22 protein-coding genes are annotated in these 22,749 nt (G+C 47.9%); 19 read left to right on the top strand and 3 right to left on the bottom strand.

Annotated features, from left to right (window positions below; translation table 11 throughout):
• Positions 1–44 precede the first annotated feature (44 nt).
• The 6 genes from BN1080_RS14150 (at position 45) to BN1080_RS14120 (ending at position 7,063) form a co-directional block, all read left to right on the top strand.
• Positions 45–1,028 carry an aldo/keto reductase gene (locus tag BN1080_RS14150; protein ID WP_052653045.1) on the top strand — a complete coding sequence of 328 codons (984 nt, stop codon included), beginning with the start codon at positions 45–47 and terminating at the stop codon, positions 1,026–1,028.
• Positions 1,029–1,087: 59 nt separating this feature from the next.
• Positions 1,088–2,185: an ABC transporter ATP-binding protein gene (locus BN1080_RS14145; protein ID WP_052653043.1), complete on the top strand. Its 1,098-nt coding sequence runs from the start codon at positions 1,088–1,090 to the stop codon at positions 2,183–2,185.
• A gap of 109 nt (positions 2,186–2,294) precedes the next feature.
• On the top strand, positions 2,295–3,269 hold the full coding sequence (locus tag BN1080_RS14140) for a Gfo/Idh/MocA family protein (RefSeq protein ID WP_052653041.1): 975 nt from the start codon (positions 2,295–2,297) through the stop codon (positions 3,267–3,269).
• A gap of 72 nt (positions 3,270–3,341) precedes the next feature.
• Complete coding sequence (locus tag BN1080_RS14135; protein ID WP_052653039.1) at positions 3,342–4,328, top strand: LLM class flavin-dependent oxidoreductase; 987 nt, start codon at positions 3,342–3,344, stop codon at positions 4,326–4,328.
• A 401-nt stretch (positions 4,329–4,729) separates the two neighbouring features.
• Positions 4,730–6,202, top strand: coding sequence for an aldehyde dehydrogenase family protein (locus tag BN1080_RS14125; protein WP_052653012.1), 1,473 nt, complete (start codon positions 4,730–4,732; stop codon positions 6,200–6,202).
• A gap of 117 nt (positions 6,203–6,319) precedes the next feature.
• Positions 6,320–7,063, top strand: coding sequence for an SDR family NAD(P)-dependent oxidoreductase (locus tag BN1080_RS14120; RefSeq protein ID WP_052653010.1), 744 nt, complete (start codon positions 6,320–6,322; stop codon positions 7,061–7,063).
• A 202-nt stretch (positions 7,064–7,265) separates the two neighbouring features.
• Here the strand turns inward: BN1080_RS14120 and BN1080_RS14115 are convergent, their stop codons facing one another.
• Together BN1080_RS14115 and BN1080_RS14110 are read right to left on the bottom strand one after the other, a co-directional pair.
• A complete protein-coding gene (locus BN1080_RS14115; protein ID WP_052653008.1) occupies positions 7,266–7,727 on the bottom strand; it encodes a universal stress protein in 462 nt (153 codons plus the stop codon).
• A 95-nt stretch (positions 7,728–7,822) separates the two neighbouring features.
• Positions 7,823–8,305 carry a universal stress protein gene (locus tag BN1080_RS14110; RefSeq protein ID WP_052653006.1) on the bottom strand — a complete coding sequence of 161 codons (483 nt, stop codon included), beginning with the start codon at positions 8,303–8,305 and terminating at the stop codon, positions 7,823–7,825.
• A gap of 248 nt (positions 8,306–8,553) precedes the next feature.
• Between BN1080_RS14110 and BN1080_RS14105 the strand changes: the two genes are divergently transcribed.
• Genes BN1080_RS14105 through BN1080_RS14085 form a run of 5 tightly spaced genes read left to right on the top strand, consistent with a single transcriptional unit; the run spans position 8,554 to position 13,089 of the window.
• A complete protein-coding gene (locus BN1080_RS14105) occupies positions 8,554–9,510 on the top strand; it encodes a sugar kinase (protein WP_052653004.1) in 957 nt (318 codons plus the stop codon).
• 21 nt (positions 9,511–9,531) lie between these two features.
• On the top strand, positions 9,532–10,152 hold the full coding sequence (locus tag BN1080_RS14100) for a bifunctional 2-keto-4-hydroxyglutarate aldolase/2-keto-3-deoxy-6-phosphogluconate aldolase (RefSeq protein ID WP_052653002.1): 621 nt from the start codon (positions 9,532–9,534) through the stop codon (positions 10,150–10,152).
• 15 nt (positions 10,153–10,167) lie between these two features.
• Entirely contained in the window at positions 10,168–11,244 is a 1,077-nt protein-coding gene (gene uxuA / locus BN1080_RS14095; protein ID WP_052653000.1) for a mannonate dehydratase, read from the top strand.
• Complete coding sequence (locus BN1080_RS14090) at positions 11,241–12,077, top strand: SDR family oxidoreductase (protein WP_052652998.1); 837 nt, start codon at positions 11,241–11,243, stop codon at positions 12,075–12,077. The genes uxuA and BN1080_RS14090 overlap by 4 nt, the downstream gene beginning before the upstream one ends.
• 7 nt (positions 12,078–12,084) lie before the next feature.
• Positions 12,085–13,089: a LacI family DNA-binding transcriptional regulator gene (locus BN1080_RS14085; RefSeq protein WP_052652996.1), complete on the top strand. Its 1,005-nt coding sequence runs from the start codon at positions 12,085–12,087 to the stop codon at positions 13,087–13,089.
• Between the two features lie 69 nt (positions 13,090–13,158).
• Here the strand turns inward: BN1080_RS14085 and BN1080_RS14080 are convergent, their stop codons facing one another.
• Positions 13,159–14,487 carry a TrkH family potassium uptake protein gene (locus BN1080_RS14080; RefSeq protein ID WP_052652994.1) on the bottom strand — a complete coding sequence of 443 codons (1,329 nt, stop codon included), beginning with the start codon at positions 14,485–14,487 and terminating at the stop codon, positions 13,159–13,161.
• Positions 14,488–14,726: 239 nt separating this feature from the next.
• Here BN1080_RS14080 and nagE point away from each other — a divergent pair, with 239 nt between their 5' ends.
• The 8 genes from nagE to BN1080_RS14040 all read left to right on the top strand — a co-directional run bounded on the left by nagE (position 14,727) and on the right by BN1080_RS14040 (position 22,707).
• Complete coding sequence (gene nagE, locus BN1080_RS14075; protein ID WP_052652992.1) at positions 14,727–16,634, top strand: N-acetylglucosamine-specific PTS transporter subunit IIBC; 1,908 nt, start codon at positions 14,727–14,729, stop codon at positions 16,632–16,634.
• A gap of 67 nt (positions 16,635–16,701) precedes the next feature.
• A complete protein-coding gene (gene nagA, locus BN1080_RS14070) occupies positions 16,702–17,871 on the top strand; it encodes an N-acetylglucosamine-6-phosphate deacetylase (protein ID WP_110925659.1) in 1,170 nt (389 codons plus the stop codon).
• Positions 17,868–18,608 (top strand): glucosamine-6-phosphate deaminase, encoded by a 741-nt coding sequence (gene nagB / locus BN1080_RS14065; protein ID WP_052652990.1) that lies wholly within the window; start codon positions 17,868–17,870, stop codon positions 18,606–18,608. Before nagA ends, nagB begins: the two co-directional genes overlap by 4 nt.
• A 5-nt stretch (positions 18,609–18,613) precedes the next feature.
• Positions 18,614–19,333 (top strand): GntR family transcriptional regulator, encoded by a 720-nt coding sequence (locus tag BN1080_RS14060; RefSeq protein ID WP_052654648.1) that lies wholly within the window; start codon positions 18,614–18,616, stop codon positions 19,331–19,333.
• Between the two features lie 15 nt (positions 19,334–19,348).
• Entirely contained in the window at positions 19,349–19,615 is a 267-nt protein-coding gene (locus BN1080_RS14055; protein ID WP_052652988.1) for a phosphocarrier protein HPr, read from the top strand.
• Positions 19,616–19,849: 234 nt separating this feature from the next.
• Positions 19,850–21,964, top strand: coding sequence for a BglG family transcription antiterminator (locus BN1080_RS14050; protein WP_052652986.1), 2,115 nt, complete (start codon positions 19,850–19,852; stop codon positions 21,962–21,964).
• A 33-nt stretch (positions 21,965–21,997) separates the two neighbouring features.
• Positions 21,998–22,441: a PTS sugar transporter subunit IIA gene (locus tag BN1080_RS14045; protein WP_052652984.1), complete on the top strand. Its 444-nt coding sequence runs from the start codon at positions 21,998–22,000 to the stop codon at positions 22,439–22,441.
• The gene (locus tag BN1080_RS14040) at positions 22,438–22,707 is read left to right on the top strand and encodes a PTS sugar transporter subunit IIB (RefSeq protein ID WP_052652982.1); all 270 of its coding nucleotides are present in this window, start codon (positions 22,438–22,440) and stop codon (positions 22,705–22,707) included. Before BN1080_RS14045 ends, BN1080_RS14040 begins: the two co-directional genes overlap by 4 nt.
• Positions 22,708–22,749: the final 42 nt, after the last annotated feature.

Raw genomic sequence — 22,749 nt, 5'->3', positions numbered from 1 at the left:
CTCTTATTTGTAACTATTTATCAAATAGAATGGGAGTGGCATCGATGGAATACCGGCAAATCGGCAAGACGGATTTAAAAGTGAGTGAACTCAGTTTTGGCACATGGGCAATTGGCGGTTCGTGGGGGAAGACAAATGACCAGGAATCGTTAAAAGCTTTGGACTATGCGATGGCGCAAGGCGTCAATTTTTTTGACACCGCTGACGTCTACGGTGACGGCCATAGTGAAGAACTATTGGCAAAAGCGACAAAAGGCAGACACGATGAAATCCACATTGCGACAAAGTTCGGCCGCGCAGATGATTTTGCGGATCCGAAAAACTATACGATGGAAAGTGTCGCGAAATACTGCGAAGACAGTTTGAAACGTCTCGGACGTGAGCAGATTGACCTGTTCCAAATCCATTGTCCGGCCACTGACATTTTACGCGATGGCCAGGTATTCGACGTGCTGGACCGCTTAAAAGAACAAGGCAAAATCCGCTATTACGGCGTGAGTGTCGAAACAGTGGAAGAAGGGCTGATTTGCCTGGAAAACCCGAATGTCAGCAGTTTACAGGTGATCTTTAATTTATTCCGCCAAAAGCCGTTGGAGGAATTATTCCCGAAAGCGAAAGAGCAAGGGGTGGGCATCTTGGCGCGCGTGCCTTTAGCGAGCGGATTATTGACCGGGAAATTCAAAGCGGATGCTGAGTTTGAGCAAGATGACCACCGGAATTTCAATCGCAACGGCGATGCTTTCAATGTGGGAGAGACGTTTGCCGGACTGGAATTTACAAAAGGTGTTGAATTGGCTGAAAATTTAAAATGGATTGCAGAAAATAGAGGAAATATGTCGCAAGCCGCGTTAAAATGGATATTAGAACACGATGCGATTTCAACTGTAATTCCGGGCTTTAAAACCATTGCCCAAGTGGAAGACAATCTGAAGGCAGTTGAGGCTGCACCTTATTCTTCAGAAGAAATGGACAAGCTTGCCAAATTCTATAAAGAACAGGTGGCTTCTGAAATTAGAGGAGCTTATTAAAGAAAAGTAAGCGCTTTACCGGCTCGCATGAGAGCCTTACACAATTTGGAGGGATGAAAATGGCGGGGTTAAACTTAGTGAATGTAAAAAAAGTCTACGATAAAGGGGTTGTATCGGTTCAGGACTTCAACTTAGAGATTCGCGACAAAGAATTTCTGGTGCTTGTCGGGCCGTCCGGCTGCGGGAAATCCACTACTTTGCGCATGATTGCCGGGCTTGAAGACATCACCGAAGGCGATTTATTTATCGGGGACCGTCGCGTCAACGACGTGTCGCCGAAAGACCGCGACATCGCGATGGTGTTCCAGAACTATGCACTGTATCCGCACATGAACGTCTACGACAACATGGCGTTCAGTTTGAAGCTGCGCAAGCTGAAAAAAGCGGAAATCAAAGAACGTGTTGAGAACGCTGCGAAGATCTTAAACTTGGAAGAATACTTATACCGCAAGCCGAAAGCCCTGTCCGGCGGTCAGCGGCAGCGTGTGGCCTTGGGACGCGCCATTGTGCGCGATGCGGAAGTGTTCCTGATGGATGAACCGTTGTCCAACTTGGATGCGAAATTGCGCGTACAGATGCGGGCGGAGATCCAGAAATTGCACCGCCGCCTGCAGACGACAACCGTTTACGTAACGCACGACCAGACGGAAGCGATGACGATGGCCACGCGCCTGGTCGTCATGAAAGATGGGTTTATCCAGCAGATCGGCACGCCGAAAGAAGTCTACGATTTGCCGAACAACATGTTTGTCGGCGGCTTTATCGGTTCGCCGGCGATGAACTTCTTCCACGGCAAATTGGAAGGCAACCAATTTGTCATGGGCGACCAGCGTGTGATGGTGCCTGAAGGGAAATTGGCTGTATTGAAGGAAAATGGGTTCGCTGATAAGGAAGTAATTCTCGGCGTGCGTCCGGAAGACATTCATGACGAGCCGCTCTTCCTGGACCACTCGCCGCAAACGAAGATCAAAGCGCCGATTGAAGTGGCGGAATTGATGGGCTCGGAAATCGTCCTTTATTCGCAGCTAAACGGCGAAAGCTTTGTCGCGCGCGTCGATGCCCGCTTCAACGTGGAAGCCGGGCAAACAATCGACATGGCAATGGACTTGAACAAAGCCCATTTCTTCGATCCGGCGACGGAACTTCGCATCAAATAATCAGTGATAGGCAAGAAGCGCAGAGCTGTCTTGAAATCCAAAGCCGCTACGGGACAGTTTATGCGCCCCATAGCGGCTTTTTATAATTAAAAACAAAGGAGATGAGGAAATGGAAAAAATACGATGGGGCGTTTTAAGCACGGCGAATATTGGCAGAACGCAAGTCATACCGGCAATTTTCCGGGCTGAAAATGCGGAAATGTCCGCGATTTCGAGCAGAGGCGACCGGGTTTATGCAACGGCAAGGGAATTAGGGATTCCAAAAGCGTATGAGAGCTACGAAGCATTATTGGATGATCGGGAAATCGATGCCGTGTACATCCCTCTCCCAAACAATCTACATAAAGAATGGGTCATCAAAGCGGCTGAGAAAGGCAAGCATGTGCTTTGCGAAAAACCGGCGGCGCTGTCGGCTCAAGAAGCGAAAGAAATGATTGCAGCTTGTGAAGCGCATGGCGTCAAATTCATGGAAGCTTTCATGTATCAACTGCACCCGCAGCATGCCCGAGTCAAAGAAATTGTGGCTTCCGGAGAAATCGGCGAAATGAAGCTCATTAAATCCAGCCATTCGTTTTACCTGAACAACCGGGAAGGGGATATCCGGATGGACAAAAAAATGGGCGGCGGAAGCATCTACGATGTCGGCTCCTATTGCGTCCAGGTCATTCGCCATTTGACGGATTCAGAACCTGTAAAAGTCCAAGCGATTGCCGAACTGGATGAAGCGACCGGAATCGATTTGACGTCGACCGTCTATATGAAAATGGACAATGGCGTCAAGGCGGTGTTCGACTGCAGCTTTGATATGATCAACCGCAACGAATACGAAGTCATCGGGACAGAAGGCAAGATCAAAGTGCCGTTCGCTTTCCGCCCGGACATCAACGGCGGCATCGGCAAAGTCATTGTCCAAAACAATAGCATGACCCGCGAGGAAAAAATTTACGGCGATATTTACCGGATGGAAATCGAACAGTTTTCACGGGCGATTTTGGACGGCGGGGAACCGGTCATCACGACGGAATCTACGCTCAAGAATATGGCCGTGCTGGACCAATGCTACGAATCAATCCAAAATGCCTGAAACAAGGTGTTTTGGGTCCGAAGGTTCTGCATGCTAAACTGGAGCCATTAACCGAAAAAAGGCGGGAATGGCATGCTGGCATTGAATCTTCTGGATTATTCACCGATTGATGAAGGGAAAACGGCGCGGCAAGCGCTGCTCGAGACAACGGAACTGGCGCAGCTTGCCGAACGCTCGGGCTACAAGCGGTTCTGGGTAGCGGAACACCATAAAGTGGCATCAGTTGCCGGGAGTTCGCCGGAAATGCTGATGATGCATTTGGCCGCTTCTACGTCGAGCATCCGCATCGGTTCGGGCGGCGTGATGCTGCCGCATTACAGCGCGTATAAAGTGGCAGAGAATTTTCGCATGCTGGAAGCCCTGCACCCAAACCGCATTGATCTAGGCATCGGCCGGTCACGCAGCTATCAGGCGGTCAATAAGGCGCTGAACAGCATGCGTGAAAGAGCCGTGCCTTATGAAGAACAGCTGGATCTCTTAAAACAGTATTTTGCAGACGAAGCCGCGTTGTCTGCTATGCCCATTACCGATACTGCGCCGGAATTGTGGCTGCTCGGGACAGGGGAAGGCAGCGCCGTACTGGCGGCTGAAAAAGGCATGGCGTATTCCTATGCGCATTTTGCACGGCCTTCGATCGATGGAATGGACATCATCCGGAAATACCGCAGCGCATTTAAAGCTTCTCCGTTTTTAGAAAAGCCGAAAGTGATGATTGCTGTATTTGCCGTCGTAGCGGAAACAAAAGAACAAGCGGAAGAAATTGCAAAAGCCTTCGATCTTTGGCTGCTATTTGTTGAATCGAATACGCCTCCGCCTTATTATCCGTCAATTGAAACGGCAAAATTACGGGGCTTCAGTGCAAATGAAGCGGAAAAAGTACGGGCCAACCGCAAACGCATGATCATTGGAGATCCCGATTTCGTGAAGGCGGAAATAGAACGGATTGCCGATCGTTATGGAGCAGATGAAGTGACCGTCATCCCGAACGTAGCAGGTGCAGAAAACCGAATGGAAGGCATCCGGCTATTAGCTGAAGCTTTTGGGTTAGCTCATCTATAAGGAGTGAAACTTTATTGCATTCTTTTCGTATAATTGGGCGACACTGGAAAAGCGAGGGGATGCGCAAGTGAGAAAGAAAAGGAAGAAGAGGGAGAAAAAAGACCGGTGGTCATGGATATGGGATTTGATAGACTTAGCAGAATTGATTTACGATATTGTCCTGCTGATTCCGCGTATCCTCCTGAGAATCATAAAAGAACTATAGCGAAAGCTCTTGCCGCATGCGGCAGGAGCTTTTTCTTCATCCAAAAGACTGAAATGAAAATATCCTAGTTTTAGTATTTTTCAAAGGGGTAAAGAGAAGAGTGGCAAAAAATACAAAAAATCTTTTTTAACAACCGCTGCGGCGTTAATGAATATCAGTCAACAAATTCCATCAATCAGAAAGAGGAGTGAACCAAATGAAAACGGATTTTTCGAAAGTGTATATAAACGGGGAATGGCGCGACGGGTCAAGCGACCAAATGATGGGCAACACAAACCCTTTCACAGGCGAGGATTTAATCGCTACGAAAGCAGCCAATAAAGACGATCTGGATGCCGCTTACAAAGCGGCAGCGGAAGCACAAATCGAATGGGCGAAGGAATTGCCGCAGAACAAACGGGCGATTCTGGAAAAAACCGTCGAAGTTATGCAGGAAAATAAACAATTGATTATCGACTGGCTAGTGAAAGAAGCCGGCAGCACCGTCATCAAAGCAACTGTTGAATTCGGTGCAGCGCTGGATGTTGTAAAACAATCCACTGCTTATCCATTCCAGATGGAAGGAAAGATCCTTCCATCCCAGCAAGCAGGAAAAGAAAACCGCATTTACCGCAATCCGATCGGTGTCATTGGCGTCATCAGCCCGTGGAACTTCCCGTTCCATTTGGCGATGCGCTCCATCGCACCAGCACTTGCGACCGGCAACGGAGTCGTAGTGAAACCGGCTACGGATACACCGATTACCGGCGGTTTGATTTTCGCCAGTATTTTCGAAGCAGCTGGGCTGCCGAAAGGCCTCTTGAATGTCGTTGTCGGCCGCGGATCTGAAATCGGCGATGACATCGTTACCCATCCGGTGCCGCGCATGATTTCCTTTACTGGATCGACGGAAGTCGGCATGCACATCGGGGAGTTGGCCGGCGGGCGTCTGAAGAAAACCGCATTGGAACTTGGCGGCAATAATGTCTTTGTCGTTTTGGACGATGCAGATATCGACCAAGCGGTGGATTCGGCGCTGTTCGGTAAATTTTATCACCAAGGACAGATCTGTATGGCAATCAACCGGATTTTTGTCCACAAAGACAAGTACGATGAATTCGCTGAGCTCTTTATTCAGCGTGCCGGCAAGTTAAAATACGGCAATCCGGCAGAACAGGATACCAACGTGGGACCGCTCATTAACCGCAAGCAAGTCGATCGCATTTTGGAAGACTTGGAAGAGAGCGTGAAGCAAGGAGCGGAAATCCGGTTAGGCGGAAATGCTGACGGCAACGTTCTTGAGCCGACAGTAGTGACTAACGTGACGAATGAGATGCCGCTTGCAGTCAATGAAATCTTCGGGCCGGTGGCTATTTTGATTCCGTTTGAAGATGACGATGATGCAGCGGAAATGGCCAATGCTTTGCCGTACGGATTGAGCGGCGCGGTTCACTCTTCTAATTTGGAGCATGGTGCCGCATTCGCGCACAGAATCCATACGGGCATGATCCATGTCAACGACCAGCCGGTCAATGACGAATCGCATGTGCCGTTCGGAGGCGAAAAGAACTCCGGCCTTGGCCGTTTCAACGGCGAATGGATTCTGGAAGAATTCACGACGCTGAAATGGATTTCCCTGCAGCACCAGCGCGGGGATTACGGTCCATTCATCAACCAATTAAAAGAATAAATGACAGGGACCTTTGCTTCGGCAGAGGTCTTTTTTAGTTTCGAAAATAATATGACTAAATAGTCTGATAATAATATATACTAGGGGTGTATGAGATTCGAAAAGGGAGGAATTGGAATGGACTTGCAAGGGAAAGTGGCAGCTGTAACAGGAGGAGCATCGGGAATCGGATTGGCTACGGCAAAAGCGTTTATTGCCAAAGGGGCAAAAGTGGTCATCGCTGATTTCAATGAAGAAGGCGGGGAAGCGGCAGCCAAAGAATTGAGCGGCAGCGGGGGAGAAGCGGTATTCATCAAAGTGGATGCTTCTCAGGAAGCTTCCGTTGAAAACTTGGTAGCGCAAACGGTCAGCCGCTTTGGCCGAATTGACATCATGGTCAATAATGCAGGGATCGGCGCTTTGAGCGAAACGCATGAATTAACGGATGAAGATTATCAAAAAGTGATCGGGGTCAATCAGGACGGCGTGTTTTATGGCATCAAGTATGCTGTTCGGGAAATGCTGAAGAGCGGCGGCGGGGCGATCGTCAACACTTCTTCGATACTTGGAAGCGTCGGGGAACCGCAAGCTTTTGCCTACAATGCTTCTAAAGGGGCGGTCAACTTGATGACCAAATCAGCTGCCCTCCAATACGGAGACAAAAACATCCGCGTTAACGCTGTCGCACCTGGCTACATCGAAACTGCCATGGTGAACCGGGAAGCACTGGGTGATGAGTTCTATAATGGATTAGTGGCGAAGCATCCGGCAGGGCGTTTAGGAAAAGCGGATGAAGTGGCGCATGCGATCGTGTTCCTGTGCGAAAATGATTTTGTAACAGGCACTACCATAATGGTGGACGGCGGATATACAGCTCAATGATTCCACTCCAATGTATGGGGAAAAGAGACTTTCTGCGGAAAGTCTCTTTTTTTACAGGTTGACGAGTTTCTAAACAAAATCCTTTCTGTTTCTTTTTTTGTGGAGCTCAGCAACAATTTTCCAGTGAAATAGAAAAGTCCAGCCCACTTAGTGCTCCAGTCGGCCAGACTTTTTTCGCGCAGTTCAAATGGATGCAGCCAATTTAATTTGCTTCTTTTGCAGGATATTCGCGGCGAACAACTAAAACGTCGCAGGAACTGTTGCTGACGATATGCTGGGAGACACTGCCCATCAAGTATTTTTCGAAGGCATTCAAACCTTGGGCTCCGCAGATAATTAAGTCCGCATCGACTTGATTGGCAAAGTCCCGTGAAATGACTTTTTTCGGAGAGCCAGGCGCTACGAAAGCGGAAACATCAGAAAGTCCGGCAGAAATAGCTTCGTTCTTATACTTTTCAATCAGAGCTCGCCCTTCTTCGAAAATCGTATCGCTTTCCGAAGGGATGCGCTTCGTCATAGCCGTGTAGGAACGGGTGTCCACCACATGGATCAGATTCAATGAAGCGTTGTGTTTTTTCGCCATTTCAATTGATTTTCTGAACGCCCATTCCGCTTCTTTGGAGCCATCGACCGCAACTAAAATGTGTTTGTATTCCAAAGCCATCTGAATTCCTCCTCCATTTTTTCGGTTTACCACCTCTTTCTTGATGAGCCATAAAAATCCCTTCTTTTTAAATTGAATATTCAGAAATTAAAAGGCTATTCGTACCGGATCGTTTCTCTCTCTGCTTTCTTTTTCGGACCGTCCAAGCGAACGACCAGTACATCGCATGGACTGCTGCGCACGATATTTGTCGAGACGCTGCCGATGAGAAAATACTCCAATGCGTTTAACCCTTGAGCGCCGCAGACGATCAAATCCGCTTGAAGCTGCTTTGCGTAATCGCGTGAAATAACTTTTTTAGGGGATCCGGGAACGGCATAGACATTGACTTCGGAAACGCCGGCAACCAGCGCTTCCTTTTTATAATCCTCCAAAAGATTTTGGCCGTATCTGAATGCAGCATCTTCCAAATACGGCTCATGCAGCCGAACAGGCGTATGCCCCCGTAAATCTATGACGTGAATGATGTTCAAGATCGCTTTGTTCCTTTTGGCAATGCCGATTGATTTTTTAAAAGCTGCTTCGGCTTCCTGCGATCCATCCACTGCTACCAAAATCCGATGATAGACAAGCGTCATGTCCATTCCTCCTGTCATAATTTAGCTTAGCAAATAGTTCGCTATGTGAAGCGGAATTTCCTGCACACGAAGGGATCATTCGAGCAAATAGAAAAAATCTTAATCAGGCGAAAAAGGGACTTCGGTTTATTTTTCAGAAATTATTAGCAATCGGTTGATTCTGAAAGCACTTTCATTTATAGTGTTACTAAACCGATTTACTAAACCGATTTATAATAAAGAACAGTCGAAAAGAGAGGGGTCATGTTTTGTCTAACCAATATACTGTCTTCACATTAGGAGATGCCTTGATCACGTTCAATCCTTCTGAAACCGGGCCGCTGCGCTATGTGCCTTCTTTCACCCGGAAAGTCGGCGGGGCTGAACTGAATTTTGCAATCGGCTGCGCCCGGCTCGGATTAACTATTAAATGGGCAAGCCGACTCGGCGGCGATGAATTTGGACGAGTCATTTATAATTTTGCCCGCGGCGAAGGCGTCGATTTATCGCACGTTGAATTTGTAGAAAACTATCCAACTTCCTTGAATTTCAAAGAAATCCGGGAAGACGGTTCCGGCAAAACTTTTTACTATCGCTACCAATCGCCGATCTTAACGATGGAGCCGGACGATATAAAAGAGGAAATGTTTGAAGGCGTCGATTTGATTCACTTAACCGGTGTGTTCCTGGCGATCGATCCGAAAAACTTGGAAATCGTCAAGCGGGTATTGAACATTGCAGCTCAGAAAAATATCCGCATTTCATTTGATCCAAACATTCGTTTGAAGCTTTGGACGCTGGAACAGGCGAAGGCTGCGTATATGGAAATTCTGCCGGCTGTGGATATTTTGCTGACCGGCTTGGATGAAATCGAAATGATTGTCGGGGATTCTGCAGACAGCGCACTTGAAAAATGTGCCGAAGACTTCCATATCGAGCAAATGGTCATAAAAGACGGCGGCAACGGAGCCCGTGTCTATCAAAATGGAACATGGCATAAAAAAGAGGCATTCCCAGTGACGCCGATTGATACAGTCGGAGCCGGAGACGGTTTTGATGCAGGGTATGTTTATGCAGCGCTTCATGGCTATTCGCCGGAAGATGCGCTCGAATTTGCAAACGGCGTCGGTGCGTTGGTTACGACAGTATCGGGCGACAACGAAGGACTGCCGTATTTAGAAGAAGTGACGGCTTTGATCCGTAAAGAAAAAGTTGTAGAACGTTAAATAGAAGAGGAGCTGAATAGCATGTTGAAACATGAAGTGTTAGCAAAGTTGACCAAAACGAAAGTTGTTGCAGTAATTCGCGGGACTAGTGAAGAAGAAGCGATTGAGTTGTCAAAAGCGGCAATCCAAGGAGGCATTCCCGCAATCGAATTGACGTATACGACACCACAAGTGCAGAACGTCTTTGAAGCATTAAAAGATGAAGATGTGCTGCTCGGTGCAGGGTCGGTCTTGGATCCGGAAACAGCGCGCCACGCCATTCTCGCCGGAGCAAAGTTCATCGTCAGCCCGCATTTCAATGAAGACATTGCGCCGGTCTGCAACCGTTATGGCGTTCCGTATTTGCCTGGCTGCATGACCATCCGTGAAATGGTCAAAGCACTTGAATCCGGCAGTGACATTATCAAATTATTCCCGGCGAATAACTTCGAGCCGTCATTCATCAAATCAGTCAACGGCCCGCTTCCGCATGTACGGATCATGCCGACAGGCGGCATCAACTTAAACAACATCCAAGACTGGATTTCCGCTGGAGCAGTAGCAGTAGGAATCGGCAGCGATTTGAACAAAGCCTATGCAGCTGGCGGATTTGAAGCCGCAGTGGAGTTAAGCAAACAATACATGGAAAAAAGTGCACAATAGAGGAGGAAACCCCGAATGAACATGACATTCCGTTGGTACGGCAAAGACAACGATACCGTGACTCTTGAAAACATCAAACAAATCCCTGGCGTAAAAGGAATCGTCTGGGCATTGCACGATGTGCCAGCAGGAGAAGTTTGGACGAAAGAAGCGATCAAAGCAGAAGTGGATTATATTGAGTCCTACGGTTTCCATACAGAAGTGGTGGAGAGCGTGAACGTCCATGAATCGATCAAGCTTGGGAACGCAGAGCGCGACCGCTATATTGAAAACTACAAAGAGTCGATCCGCAATTTGGCGGAAGTCGGCGTCAAAGTGATTTGCTATAATTTCATGCCGATCTTTGATTGGACGCGTACGGAAATGTTCCATCCTTTAGAGGACGGTTCAACGGCTTTATTCTTCGAGAAATCGAAAGTGGAGAATTTGGATCCACAAGAGTTGGTGCGCACAGTAAGTGAAGCATCAGATTTAACGCTGCCAGGCTGGGAACCGGAAAAATTGGATCGTTTAAGCGAATTGTTCGAAGCGTACAAAGAAATAGACGAAACGCAATTATGGGCGAACTTGGCCTACTTCCTGAAAGCCATCTTGCCGACGGCGGAAGAAGCCGGCATTAAGATGGCGATCCACCCGGATGATCCGCCGTATTCGATTTTCGGTTTGCCGCGCATTATCACAGGCGAAGAAAGCTATGAGAAGCTGATCGAGATCTCTGATTCACCATCCAATGCCTTTACGATGTGCACAGGATCCATGGGCGCGAGTTTATCGAACAATATGGTCGAAGTGGCACGCAAGTATGCAAAGCGCGCGCCATTCGCCCACATCCGGAATGTAAAAGTTTACGGCAACGGCGACTTTACGGAAACGTCGCATTACACGCAAGACGGTTCGATTGATATTAAAGGCGTCGTGAAAGAATTGCACGAGCAGGAGTATGATGGATATGTGCGCCCGGACCATGGCCGCCACATCTGGGGCGAAGTTTGCCGCCCAGGATACGGTTTATACGACCGTGCACTTGGCATCATGTACTTGCTGGGGTTATGGGACGCTTACGAAACGAAAAGAACGGAGGATGCAAAATGATTCCAATCCATGAAAATTTAAAAGGCCGTACGGCAGTGATTACAGGTGGCAGCGGAGTGCTTTGCTCGGCGATGGCACGCGAATTGGCTCGCCACGGCGTAAAAGTGGCGATTTTAAACCGCACTGCCGAAAAAGGGAAAGATGTGGCAGAAGAAATTAATGCGGCAGGCGGCGAAGCACTGGCAGTAGCGGCGAACGTTCTGGACCGGGCTTCTCTTGAAGAAGCGAAAGCGGAAATTTTAAAAGCTTTCGGCAAAATCGATATTTTGATCAACGGCGCAGGAGGAAACCATCCGGACGCCATCACAGGTCCCGAAACTTATGATGAATCGGCAGAAGGGAAATCATTTTTCGACTTGGAAGAAGAAGGTTTCTCTAATGTATTCTCGGTTAACTTCACTGGAACATTCCTTGCAAGCCAAGTGTTCGGCAAAGAATTATTGAAGAGTGAGTTCCCGGCTATCGTCAACTTGTCTTCAATGAGTTCGTATGCACCGATGACCAAAGTGCCTGCATACAGCGCGGCAAAAGCATCGATCAATAACTTCACAATGTGGATGGCGGTGCATTTTGCGGAAACGGGCTTGCGCGTCAACTCCATCGCACCAGGCTTTTTCCTAACGACGCAAAACCGTGACTTGCTGCTCGATCCAGAAGGCAATCCGACATCGCGTTCAAAGAAAATCCTGACAGCGACGCCGATGAAGAAATTCGGCCAGCCGGAAGATTTATTGGGGGCACTGCTATTCTTAGTGGATGAATCGTACTCATCCTTTGTTACCGGCACGACACTCGCAGTCGATGGCGGCTTCATGGCATACTCAGGGGTTTGATGCGTCCATGAAAAACGTGACCATCGCAGAAGTGGCGGAACATGCAAAAGTATCTAAAAGCACCGTTTCGCAGTATCTGAATAAACGCTATGAATACATGAGCGAAAACACCCGGAAACGAATTGAAGCGTCAATCGAAGAATTGAACTATCATCCGAATGTCATTGCAAGAAGTTTGAAGCAGAAGTCGACATTTACGGTCGGTGTGATCGTGGCAAATATTCTTCACAGTTTTTCTACGCAGATCCTCCGGACCATTGAAAACAATTTCAATGGGCAAGGATTTCATACGATTATCTGCAATGCCGATGACGAACCTGAAAAAGAGCGGAATTACATTGAAATGCTCCTGGCGAAACAAGTCGACGGGTTGATCATCTTCCCGACCGGTGGAAACTTGGACTTATACGAACAAATGAAAAAAAGAAATTTTCCAGTTGTCTTCATGGACCGGAAAATTGAAGGGCTGGAAATCGAAACGGTCATGCTGGACAATCACCGGGCAGCTGAACTGGCGATCCGCAAATTCACCGAGAGCGGCTATTCAAAAGTTGCGATTGTGACGACTTCCATCATCCGCAATACGAGCCCGCGGGTGGAACGGATTGAAGGATATCGCAAAGCGCTTGAAGATGCGAACCTGACAGCCAATCCGGCGTATATCCAAACAGCCGATGCAGAGAAAATCCAAAATGTGCTGGAAGATTTGTTTGCTTTGGAAGAGCCGCCGGAAGCCATTCTTGCCGGCAATGATATTGTCTTGATCGAAGTGCTGAAATTCATGAAAGAGCAGCAGCTGCATATTCCAAAAGATGTCGCAGTCATCGGCATTGACGAAGTGCCGTTTGCAAGCTTCTACTCACCTCCGCTTACCGTCGTTTCGCAGCCAACCATTGAAATGGGGAACTTGGCAGCTGAGCTTTTGTTGAAGCAGATCAACGGAACTTCGGAAAAAGAAAGCTCGGTTGTGCACCGGCTTCAACCAAGCCTGATCGATCGGGATTCTTGTTGAAGAAAGAGATAGTCTGGAATCCAGTCGCATTAAAATAGCCTGCCGGCTTTTGCCGGCAGGCTATTTTTCTTAACCCGTAAATACTTGGTCGTACGGATAGCGGAAATGGTCTTTCTTCGGTTTCATTAAGATGAAAAACAAAGTGAGCGGACCAATTCGGCCGACGAACATCACGAGGCTTAAAAGAATTTCGCCGAGATCAGATAATTGTGCCGTGATTCCCATGGAAAGCCCCACTGTCCCGAATGCGGATACAACTTCAAACACTAAAGGCAGAAAAGGGATTTTCTCTGTCACGGTCAGCAAGAAAGAAAACAATAGCACGAGCAGAAGGCTGATGGTTGTGATGGCGAGCGACCGGACAATGGTTTCGATCCGTATTGCACGGCCAAAGATCTCCGGTTCTTTTTGTGAGCGCAAAAAAGCATAAGTCGATAGCAGCACGACGATAAAAGTGGTCAGCTTAATCCCGGATGCCGTCGAAGCACTGCCGGCGCCAATGAACATTAATGCCATCGTGAATAACAAGGTCGGATCTTCCAATGTTCCGTAATCGAAAACGTTGAATCCTGCGGTTCTCGGCGTTACGGCTGCAAAATAGGAAGACAAGATTTTTTCTCCCCACGACTTTCCGCCAAGTGATTCCGGATTGCCAAACTCCAAGGCGAGAATGATCAAGGTTGCGCCTAGATTCAAGGCGAGCGTTCCCCACACCATCAATTTTGTATGGAGCGACCAGGAGCGCAAAGATTTTTTTTGATAAATATCGACGACGACAGTAAATCCTAAGCCACCAAGAATAAACAGGCTGGACAACAGTACCAGGACAAAAGGGTCATTGCCGAAGCTCATCAAGTTGTCCGGGAACAAAGAAAAACCGGCATTGTTGAAAGCGGAAATAACGTGGAAGACGCTTAAATTCACTGCTTCCTGAAAGCCATAGTCCGGCAGCCAATAAATTGTCAGCATGGCGATAGCGATCGCTTCCACACTTAACGCGAAAGTAAGGATCATTTTCACGAGTTTGACAATTCCCCCAATGGAGTTTTGAGAGAAGGATTCTTGCAGGTAGATCCGATTTTGGAGGCCGATTTTCCGCCGCAGCAAAATCAGGGTTGCTACTGCAAAAGTCATCAGCCCGATACCGCCGCACTGGATTAGCAAGAGCAAGACCATTTCACCGAATAGGGTCAACGTGGTGTCAGTGTCAAATACGCTAAGTCCAGTGACCGTAGTGGCCGATGTGGCAGTAAACAAAGTGTCTGTCCAGGAAATCGGTGCAGTTGTAGCAATCGGCAGCTTTAATAGCAGGGTCCCTAAGGTGATTAAAAACAAAAAGCTGCTAGCAATGACGATGGGTGGAGAGATTTTAACTTGCTTTTTTTTGGATGGCTTCACAATGGCACTTCCTATAGATAAGAGTGAAATAATAGCTAACTGTATGCCTGTTTTTTGAAGCTGTCAACAGAAGTCTTTTGTCTCGAAAATCTAGGGACCTTCACCAGAAAAAAGAATTATTCCATTAAATAAAAAATAGTATTGAAAACGCATACATATAGGAATAGAATTGGTATAGACATCTATACATTTTCTCGTCATAGTGACGGCTAAAAACCAATAAGAAGGGTGGAATTAACTTGTTCAGTTTTCTGCAAAAAATCGGGAAGTCGTTAATGTTCCCCATTGCAACATTGCCTGCAGCCGCTTTGCTGCTGCGTTTAGGGCAAGATGACCTCTTCGGCATTCCGTTTCTGTCAGCGGCAGGAGCAGGGATCATCGACAACTTGGCCATCATTTTTGCGATCGGGATTGCTTTCGGGCTTGCCCATGACAGCAACGGAGGAGCCGCACTCGCCGGTGCCGTTGCATATCTTGTTTTAACTTCAGCGATCGTAACGATCAATGAGTCCATTAATATGGGCGTTTTTGCCGGGATTCTCTCAGGGATTGTCGGGGGGCTTCTATACAACAAGTTCTATAATGTGAAATTACCGACCTGGCTCGCTTTCTTCGGCGGCCGGCGTTTCGTTCCGATTGTCACCGCGGCAACCATGACCGTACTTGCCGGGATTTTAGGCTATGCATGGCCGCCAGTGCAAGATTTGATTGACGGAGCCGGCGATTGGATCTTGAATGCCGGCATGTTCGGCGTCGGGGCTTATGGTTTCTTGAACCGTTTGCTGTTGCCGACCGGTTTGCACCATGTCATCAACACGATTGTCTGGTTTGACTTTGGGACGTTTACCGATGCAACAGGCGAAGTCGTGCGCGGCGAGATCAACCGTTTCCTAAAAGGGGACCCGACAGCGGGGCCATTCCTTTCCGGTTTCTTCCCGATCATGATGTTCGGCCTGCCTGCTGCTTGCCTTGCGATGTATGCAGCTGCTAAAAAAGAACGCAAAGCCCTCATCGGCGGAATGCTCTTCAGTATCGGTTTCACCTCGTTCCTTACAGGGATCACAGAGCCGATTGAATTCTCATTCATGTTCTTATCGCCATTATTATATGTGGTCCATGCGCTGTTAACCGGCGTATCAATGATGGTCGCTTATGCACTGGATGTCCATCACGGCTTCGGCTTCTCGGCCGGCGCCATCGATTATGTGTTGAACTACGGGCTTGCCCAGAACCCGCTTGTCTTGCTCGTTATGGGCCTTGTCGTAGGTGTGATTTACTTCTTCATTTTCTATTTCCTGATCATCAAACTGGACTTGAAAACGCCAGGGCGTGAAGATGAAGACGAAGAAAACGGCAATGCGGATACAGGCAATAACGGAATCGACATCCGCGCTTACCACACGATCAACGCACTTGGCGGCAGCGATAACATCCAAACCGTCGATTATTGCACGACGCGTTTGCGCCTGACAGTGAAAGACGCAGACAAAGTGAACGAAAAAGAATTGAAGCGCCATGGCGCAATGGGCTTGATGAAAGTCAATAAAACCAATGTCCAGGTAGTAATCGGAACAGCGGTTGAGTTCTTGGCGGATGCCATGAAGAGCCGTTTGGCAAAAGGAAATCCAACTCCGGAAAATCTGGATGCACCGATTGAAAAATTGCCGGCTGAAGCGGATCTTCCGAAAGTCATCATCGACAAAGATTTCTTTATGCCGATTGACGGTAAAATCATTCCGCTCGCTGAAGTGCCGGATGATGTCTTTGCAAAAGAAATGATGGGGCCAGGATTTGGCATCATCCCTTCAGGAAATATGCTGCATTCACCGATTGACGGAAAAGTCGTCACGGTTTTCCCGACAAAACACGCGATCGGCATCCAAACGGATACAGGAGTCGAACTTCTTATTCATGTGGGGCTGGATACGGTAAAATTAAAAGGCGAGGGGTTTGAAGCTTTAGTCGAGCAAGGGCAGCTCGTCCAGGCAGGAGATGCGTTATTGAAACTTGATCTTGCCTACCTCGAAGCCAATGCACCGTCTATTGTCACGCCGGTCATCTTTACGAACTTAACCGGACAAAAATTGCAGATGCTAAAAGACGGCAATCAGAAGCAGGGAACTGCGTCTATTCTAAAAGTCGAATAAATAAGAAACCGTCTAGCCAGGAACTCGGATCTCGAGTTTCCTGGTTTTTCATAAGGAGCGGATAAAAATGAAGAAGACCATGAAAATCTCGCGTGTATGGATTGCCGATGCCGTAAATGAAAGCTTTATGGGCGACATTTTTATAGAAGGAAAAGAAATAATTGAAATAGCACCTGAAATCTCGCGTCCTGCTGATATCGAAATCGATGGCAAGGACAAGAATTGGACCGCGGCTCCCGGATTTATCGATGTCCACATCCACGGATCTGCCGGACACGACGTCATGGATGCTACGCCGGAAGCTTTGGATGGAATGGCGGCGTCGTTGCCTAAAGAAGGGACAACCAGCTTCCTTGCAACATCGATGACCCAATCGGACGAAGCCATTTCAAAAGCGTTGGAAAACGCCAGCACGTTTGAAGCGGATGAAAACCAGGCAGAAATGCTGGGAATCCATTTGGAAGGGCCATTCATTTCACCGGAGCAGCCAGGCGCGCAGCCAGCAGAATTCATCACGCTGCCATCGGCTTCGCTTTTCAATAAATGGCAAGTGCTCAGCGGAAAGCGCATCAAAATGATTACGATGGCACCCGAAATCGAAGGCGGTTTCGCTTTTGTCAAACAGCTGAAATCGGCGGGCATCATCGCTTCAATGGGCCATTCAGATGCCACTTACGATGAGATGCAAAAAGCGATTGGCGCAGGCGCAAGCCACATCACGCATTTGTATAACCAGATGAGTGCGTTTCACCACCGCGATCCGGGTGTAGTCGGGACCGCGCTATTGGAAGAAAAATTGACCGTCGAACTGATCGCTGATTTTATTCACAGCCATCCGAAATCGGTTGAAATGGCATATCGGCTAAAAGGGCCGGACCGGCTCATCCTGATCACGGATGCGATGCGGGCGAAAGGGTTGCCGAATGGCGTTTATGACTTGGCGGGACAGGACGTCCACGTGACAGAAACCGGGGCACGGCTTGAAAGCGGCGCTTTGGCCGGGAGCATCTTGACGATGGACCGCGCGATTCGCAATGTGCGCTCCGTGACCCATTGCAGCATTTCAGACTTGGTTGCGATGACTTCTTCCAATGCCGCCAAAGAGCTGGGGCTGGCGAAAAAAGGGAAGATCGAAGCGGGAAGAGACGCGGATCTTGTCCTATTGGATGAGGAGTTAAACGTTCAGATGACAATTTGCAGGGGGACGATTGCTTTTGCAAAGGAGGAAATGCAATGAACACGATCGTAGTTGAAAATTACGAAGAAATGAGCAGACGCGCTGCGGAAATTCTGGAACAGCAAGTTTCTGAAAATCCGCATTCGGTTCTTGGGCTTGCGACCGGTTCCACGCCGCTCGGGCTATATGCGCGAATGATTGAAGGCCATCAGCAACGCGGCATTTCTTATGAACATGTCCAAACTTTCAATCTGGATGAATACAGAGGGCTCAATAAAAACCATCCGAACAGCTACCGGATTTTCATGATTGAAAACTTGTTCAAGCAGATCGATATCTCCATGAGCCATACGTATATCCCGAATGGCCAGGCACATTCGGTGGAAGAGGAATGCTTGCGCTACGAAGCATTGATTGACCGAATCGGGCCGATTGATCTGCAAATTCTCGGGATGGGGACAAACGGACATATCGGTTTCAACGAACCCGGAACCGCTGAAGAGAGCTTGACGCATATCATTGAACTGGACGATTCGACCCGCCAGAACAATGCCCGTTTTTTTGAATCGCTTGATGAAGTGCCGACCCATGCCATTACGATGGGCATTGCTTCGATATTAAAGAGCAGGAAGATTCTCTTGCTGGCTTCCGGCGAACAAAAAGCCGAAGCGGTGAAAACCTTATTGGAAAAAAACATCAGCGAGGATTTTCCGGCTTCATTTTTATGGAAGCATGCCGATGTCACGTTGATTGCAGACCGCGAAGCCTATCGGTTGGTTGAGGCAGAAGGGCTGTGAACGAATTGCTCGATAAGCAATCTCCCATCCCCATCTATATTCAAATCGAAGAACAGTTGAGAGCCCGTATTTCAGCGGGAGAATTTGAAGCAGGTGCCGCGATTCCGTCAGAACGCGAGTTGACGGAAAGCTTTGGCGTCAGCCGCATGACGTTGCGGCAAGCCGTCACGAATCTAGTCAATGACGGCCTGCTCTACCGTGAAAAGGGCCGCGGCACCTTTGTGGCCATCCCGAAAGTGGAACAACCGCTGACCGGGCTTACGAGCTTCACAGAAGACATGAAAGCCCGCGGCATGACTCCGAGTAACCAACTTATCGAGTTCAAGGAAATCGACCCGGAACCGGACGTTGCCGGGGAACTGGGCCTCCAGAGCGGAGAAAAAGTGTTTTCCTTTAAACGGATCCGCTACGCAGATGACAAGCCGATGGCCATCGAACGGACATTTTTGCCTGTAAAACTTTTCCCCGGACTAACGGAAGAAGCGCTAAAAGGCTCACTTTATTCTATAATAGAAGAGCAGCAGTTAAGGATCAGCCATGCTTCCCAGCGAATGGAAGCTGCTCTGGTGAAAAAGGAAGATGCCGAGCTTTTGAAAATTGGCATGCCGTCCCCGGTGCTGTGCATTGAACGCCTCAGCTATTTGGGGAATGGCAGTCCGTTTGAACTTGTTCGAAGCATTTACCGGGCGGACCGCTATAAATTCATCACCGATATTAAACGATAAAGAGGAGATTAGAAAATGATTGAAAAAAATTACACGATTACAAGCGACGAAGGGCTTCATGCACGCCCAGCAGCAAAACTAGTAGCGAGCGTTTCATCATTCGCATCTGAGGTCAAATTGGAATTCAAAGAGAAGCAAGTGAACATGAAATCGATTATGGGCGTCATGTCTTTAGGGATTTCAAAAGGCAAGGAAATTAAAGTGATCGCGGATGGAGCGGACGAAGAACGCGTCATCGAAACCGTAGATGAATTGATGAAAAGTGAAAACCTGGGAGCGTAAAACCTTCCAGAGAAGATGATAAATGAAAGCAGCAGGCCAACCATTATAAGCAATGGGGGCTTGCTGCTTTTTTTATTTCCAGTGATGTGAAATCCTTACAGTCCAATTTTGCACAAACAACAAAGCGATATTTGGTCTCTACATAAAAGGAAGGAGAAGTTAAAATAGAAGTAATTAATAATTCTGAACAAAACGCATCCTGGCCGTTTCAATGCGAAAGAAGGAGGTGAGGTCATGGCCTTGGATCAGCGAAGCAGCGCCATATTGGCGTATTTGTCCGAATCGCAGAGCTACGTTTCCCCTCAGGAAATTATGGAGAAGTTTAAGATTTCAAAGCGGACCGCCTATTACGATATCGAAAAAATTAATGGCTGGCTGGAAGAAAATAAATTGCCGCGGGTTGAACATGTCCGTTCGGCAGGATTTCATTTAAAGAAAGAAACGGCGAAGGAAATCCCGGAACGGCTGCACAATATGCCGAAATGGCATTATGAATATTCGCCTAAAGAACGGAAAGCTTGGCTCGCGTTGTATTTGATGGCAAAGAGCCAGCCGCTGTATTTAGAAAATCTGATGGAAAAAGTGAGAGTCAGCCGCAATACCGTCATTGAAGATTTAAAAGACTTGAAAAAAGAACTGCAGAACTTTGAAGTGGACATGCAATTTGAGCGCGCAGCGGGCTATCAGGTAAAAGGAAAAGAAGAGGATAAACGGAAAGTGATTGTGTATTATCTTCAGCAATTATTGCCGAAGCAAAGCTGGGAGTCTTTGCTGCTTCAGCTCCCCATCTTGTTCAATGAACAGCACGAAGAAATGGATCCGTACATTTTTGAAAAAATGAAGGCAATTAAAGAAATTGCGATAGAAAGCGAACGGAAGCTGAACATCCGGTACACGGATGATTTCCTGCACAGCCTTACGCTCCGGCTATTGCTGTTCGGGAAACGGTTGACAAGCGGCAAGGAAATTGTGGTGGATCCGATCGAAAAAGAAGTATTGAGCAAGACCATCGAATACCAAGCCGCACAAGAAATCGCGGTGAAACTGTCAAAGCTGTTTGATACGGTTTTCCCGGAAGACGAAGTTTTCTACATCACGAAGCATTTGCTCAGTTCCAGAGTGCAATTTGCGGACAGCCTATTTGAAAACAACAGCGTCCATCTCATGAAGGTTCTTGCAGACACCGTAGCCCATATGGTGTCGGATTTTCAGCAGTACGCCTGCATTGTCTTTGAAAACCGCCATGAAGTGGAAAAAAGCTTATTCTTGCACCTCAAATCCGCTTATTATCGGGTGCTTTACGGATTGGAAGCCGATAGCCAATTGGCGAATTCCATTCAGGAAAAATATCCGGATACGTTCCACATTACCAAGAAAATCATCAGCCACCTGCAAAGCATTACCGGAAAAGAAGTCAATGATGAAGAAATTGCCTTAATCGCCATCCATTTTGGCGGGTGGCTGGAAAAGATGGGGAAAAAGCCGGTCAGCCGGAAATCGGTCCTGCTCGTATGCAACAACGGAATCGGGACGTCGAGACTGCTCCAGCATCAGCTGGAAGGGCTATTTTCAACCGTGGATATCGTCGGCTGCGTTTCGCTGAGGGATTTTGAAAACAACTCCTATGAAGTGGACTTTGTCATTTCGACCATTCCGCTTGAAGAGAAAGGCACGCCGGTTTTTGTGGTCAGCCCGATTTTGACAGAGATTGAAAAAGAGAAGCTTCTCAAAAAAGTAAATGCTTTTATTGGCGTCCAGCCGGTAAAGGTGCATTCGATTGAAGCGCTTCTGTCGATCATCGGTAACCATGCGGATATTCATGACCGGGAAAATCTCCAAAAGGAGCTGCGTGAGTACCTGTATCCGAATCCGGGTTATTCCCGCAAGGAAGAAAAACCGAATTTGAGCAGCTTGTTGAAGGTCCAGCATATCCAAAGCGTGAAACGCGTACCGGATTGGCGAAAAGCCATCCAGCTTGCAGCCGCGCCGCTTTTGGAAAATCGGTTCATCGAAACCGAATACGTCAAAGCCATGATTGATGTACTGGATGAAACCGGGCCGTACGTAGTCGTTTCTCCTCTCGTCGCCATTCCGCATGCGCGGCCGCAAGACGGCGTCCATCGGTTGGGGATGAGCCTCCTGCAGCTGAAAAACAGCATCTCTTTTTCAGAAAGAGGAACCTATCCTGTGAAATTGCTCATTGTGCTGGCAGCGGTGGATGGCGACAGCCACTTGAAAGCGCTTGGGCAACTGACGAAAATATTGAACGATAAAAGATTGAAAGAGCAGCTCATTGAAGCGGAATCGGCAGAAAAAATTTATGAATTGATCCAAATACATTCACTTTGACATACAGGATCTCACACAGAAAGGGTTATGAATATGAAATTCCTTGAGGAAAAGCTAGTGGCGTTGGATGTTTCGGCAGAAACGCCGGAAGCCGCCATCCAGGCGGCAGGCCAATTATTGGTTTCAGGCAATTTAGTCGAACCGGGATATGTCGAGGCGATGGTTGAATCGTACCGGCAGAACGGCCCATATTTTGTCCTGGCTCCCCAAATCGCCTTGCCGCATGCACGGCCGGAAGACGGAGTCAAAGAAGCGTCGGTAGCTTTTGTCCGATTAAAAGATCCGGTAGTCTTTGGAAGCGCGGCGAATGATCCGGTTTCTTTAGTGTTTGCCCTTGGCGCATCGACGAGCGACGAGCATTTAGTGGTAATGAAGGAATTGGTCATGCTATTGAACAATCCGGAAAAAGTCGAACGATTGAAAAGCATTGCCAGCTATGAAGAACTAAAAATTGTGTTAGGGAGGAATGAAAGATGAAAATTTTATGTGTATGTGGGTTAGGGCAAGGAACAAGCTTAATTTTGCGAATGAACGTTGAGCAGGCTTTGGGAGAGAAAGGAATCACTGCGGACGTTGAACACATCGACTTGTCCTCTGCGACCAGCATGGGCGCCGATTACATCATTACCAGCAACGAACTGGCAGAAAGCCTGCAAGACCATCCGGCGAAAGTGATTATCGTCAATAATTACTTTGACATGGATGAAATCAATGCAGCGATAGAGAACAACATACCTGCATAACAAGGGGAGCCACTATTACTTTAATGGGATAAAGGGGATGAA

Source organism: Planococcus massiliensis, assembly GCF_000821325.1.
In the GTDB taxonomy this organism is placed as follows: domain Bacteria; phylum Bacillota; class Bacilli; order Bacillales_A; family Planococcaceae; genus Planococcus; species Planococcus ruber.
Note: the sequence above shows the minus strand (reverse complement) of the source record. Positions and strands in the feature narration are given on the sequence as shown.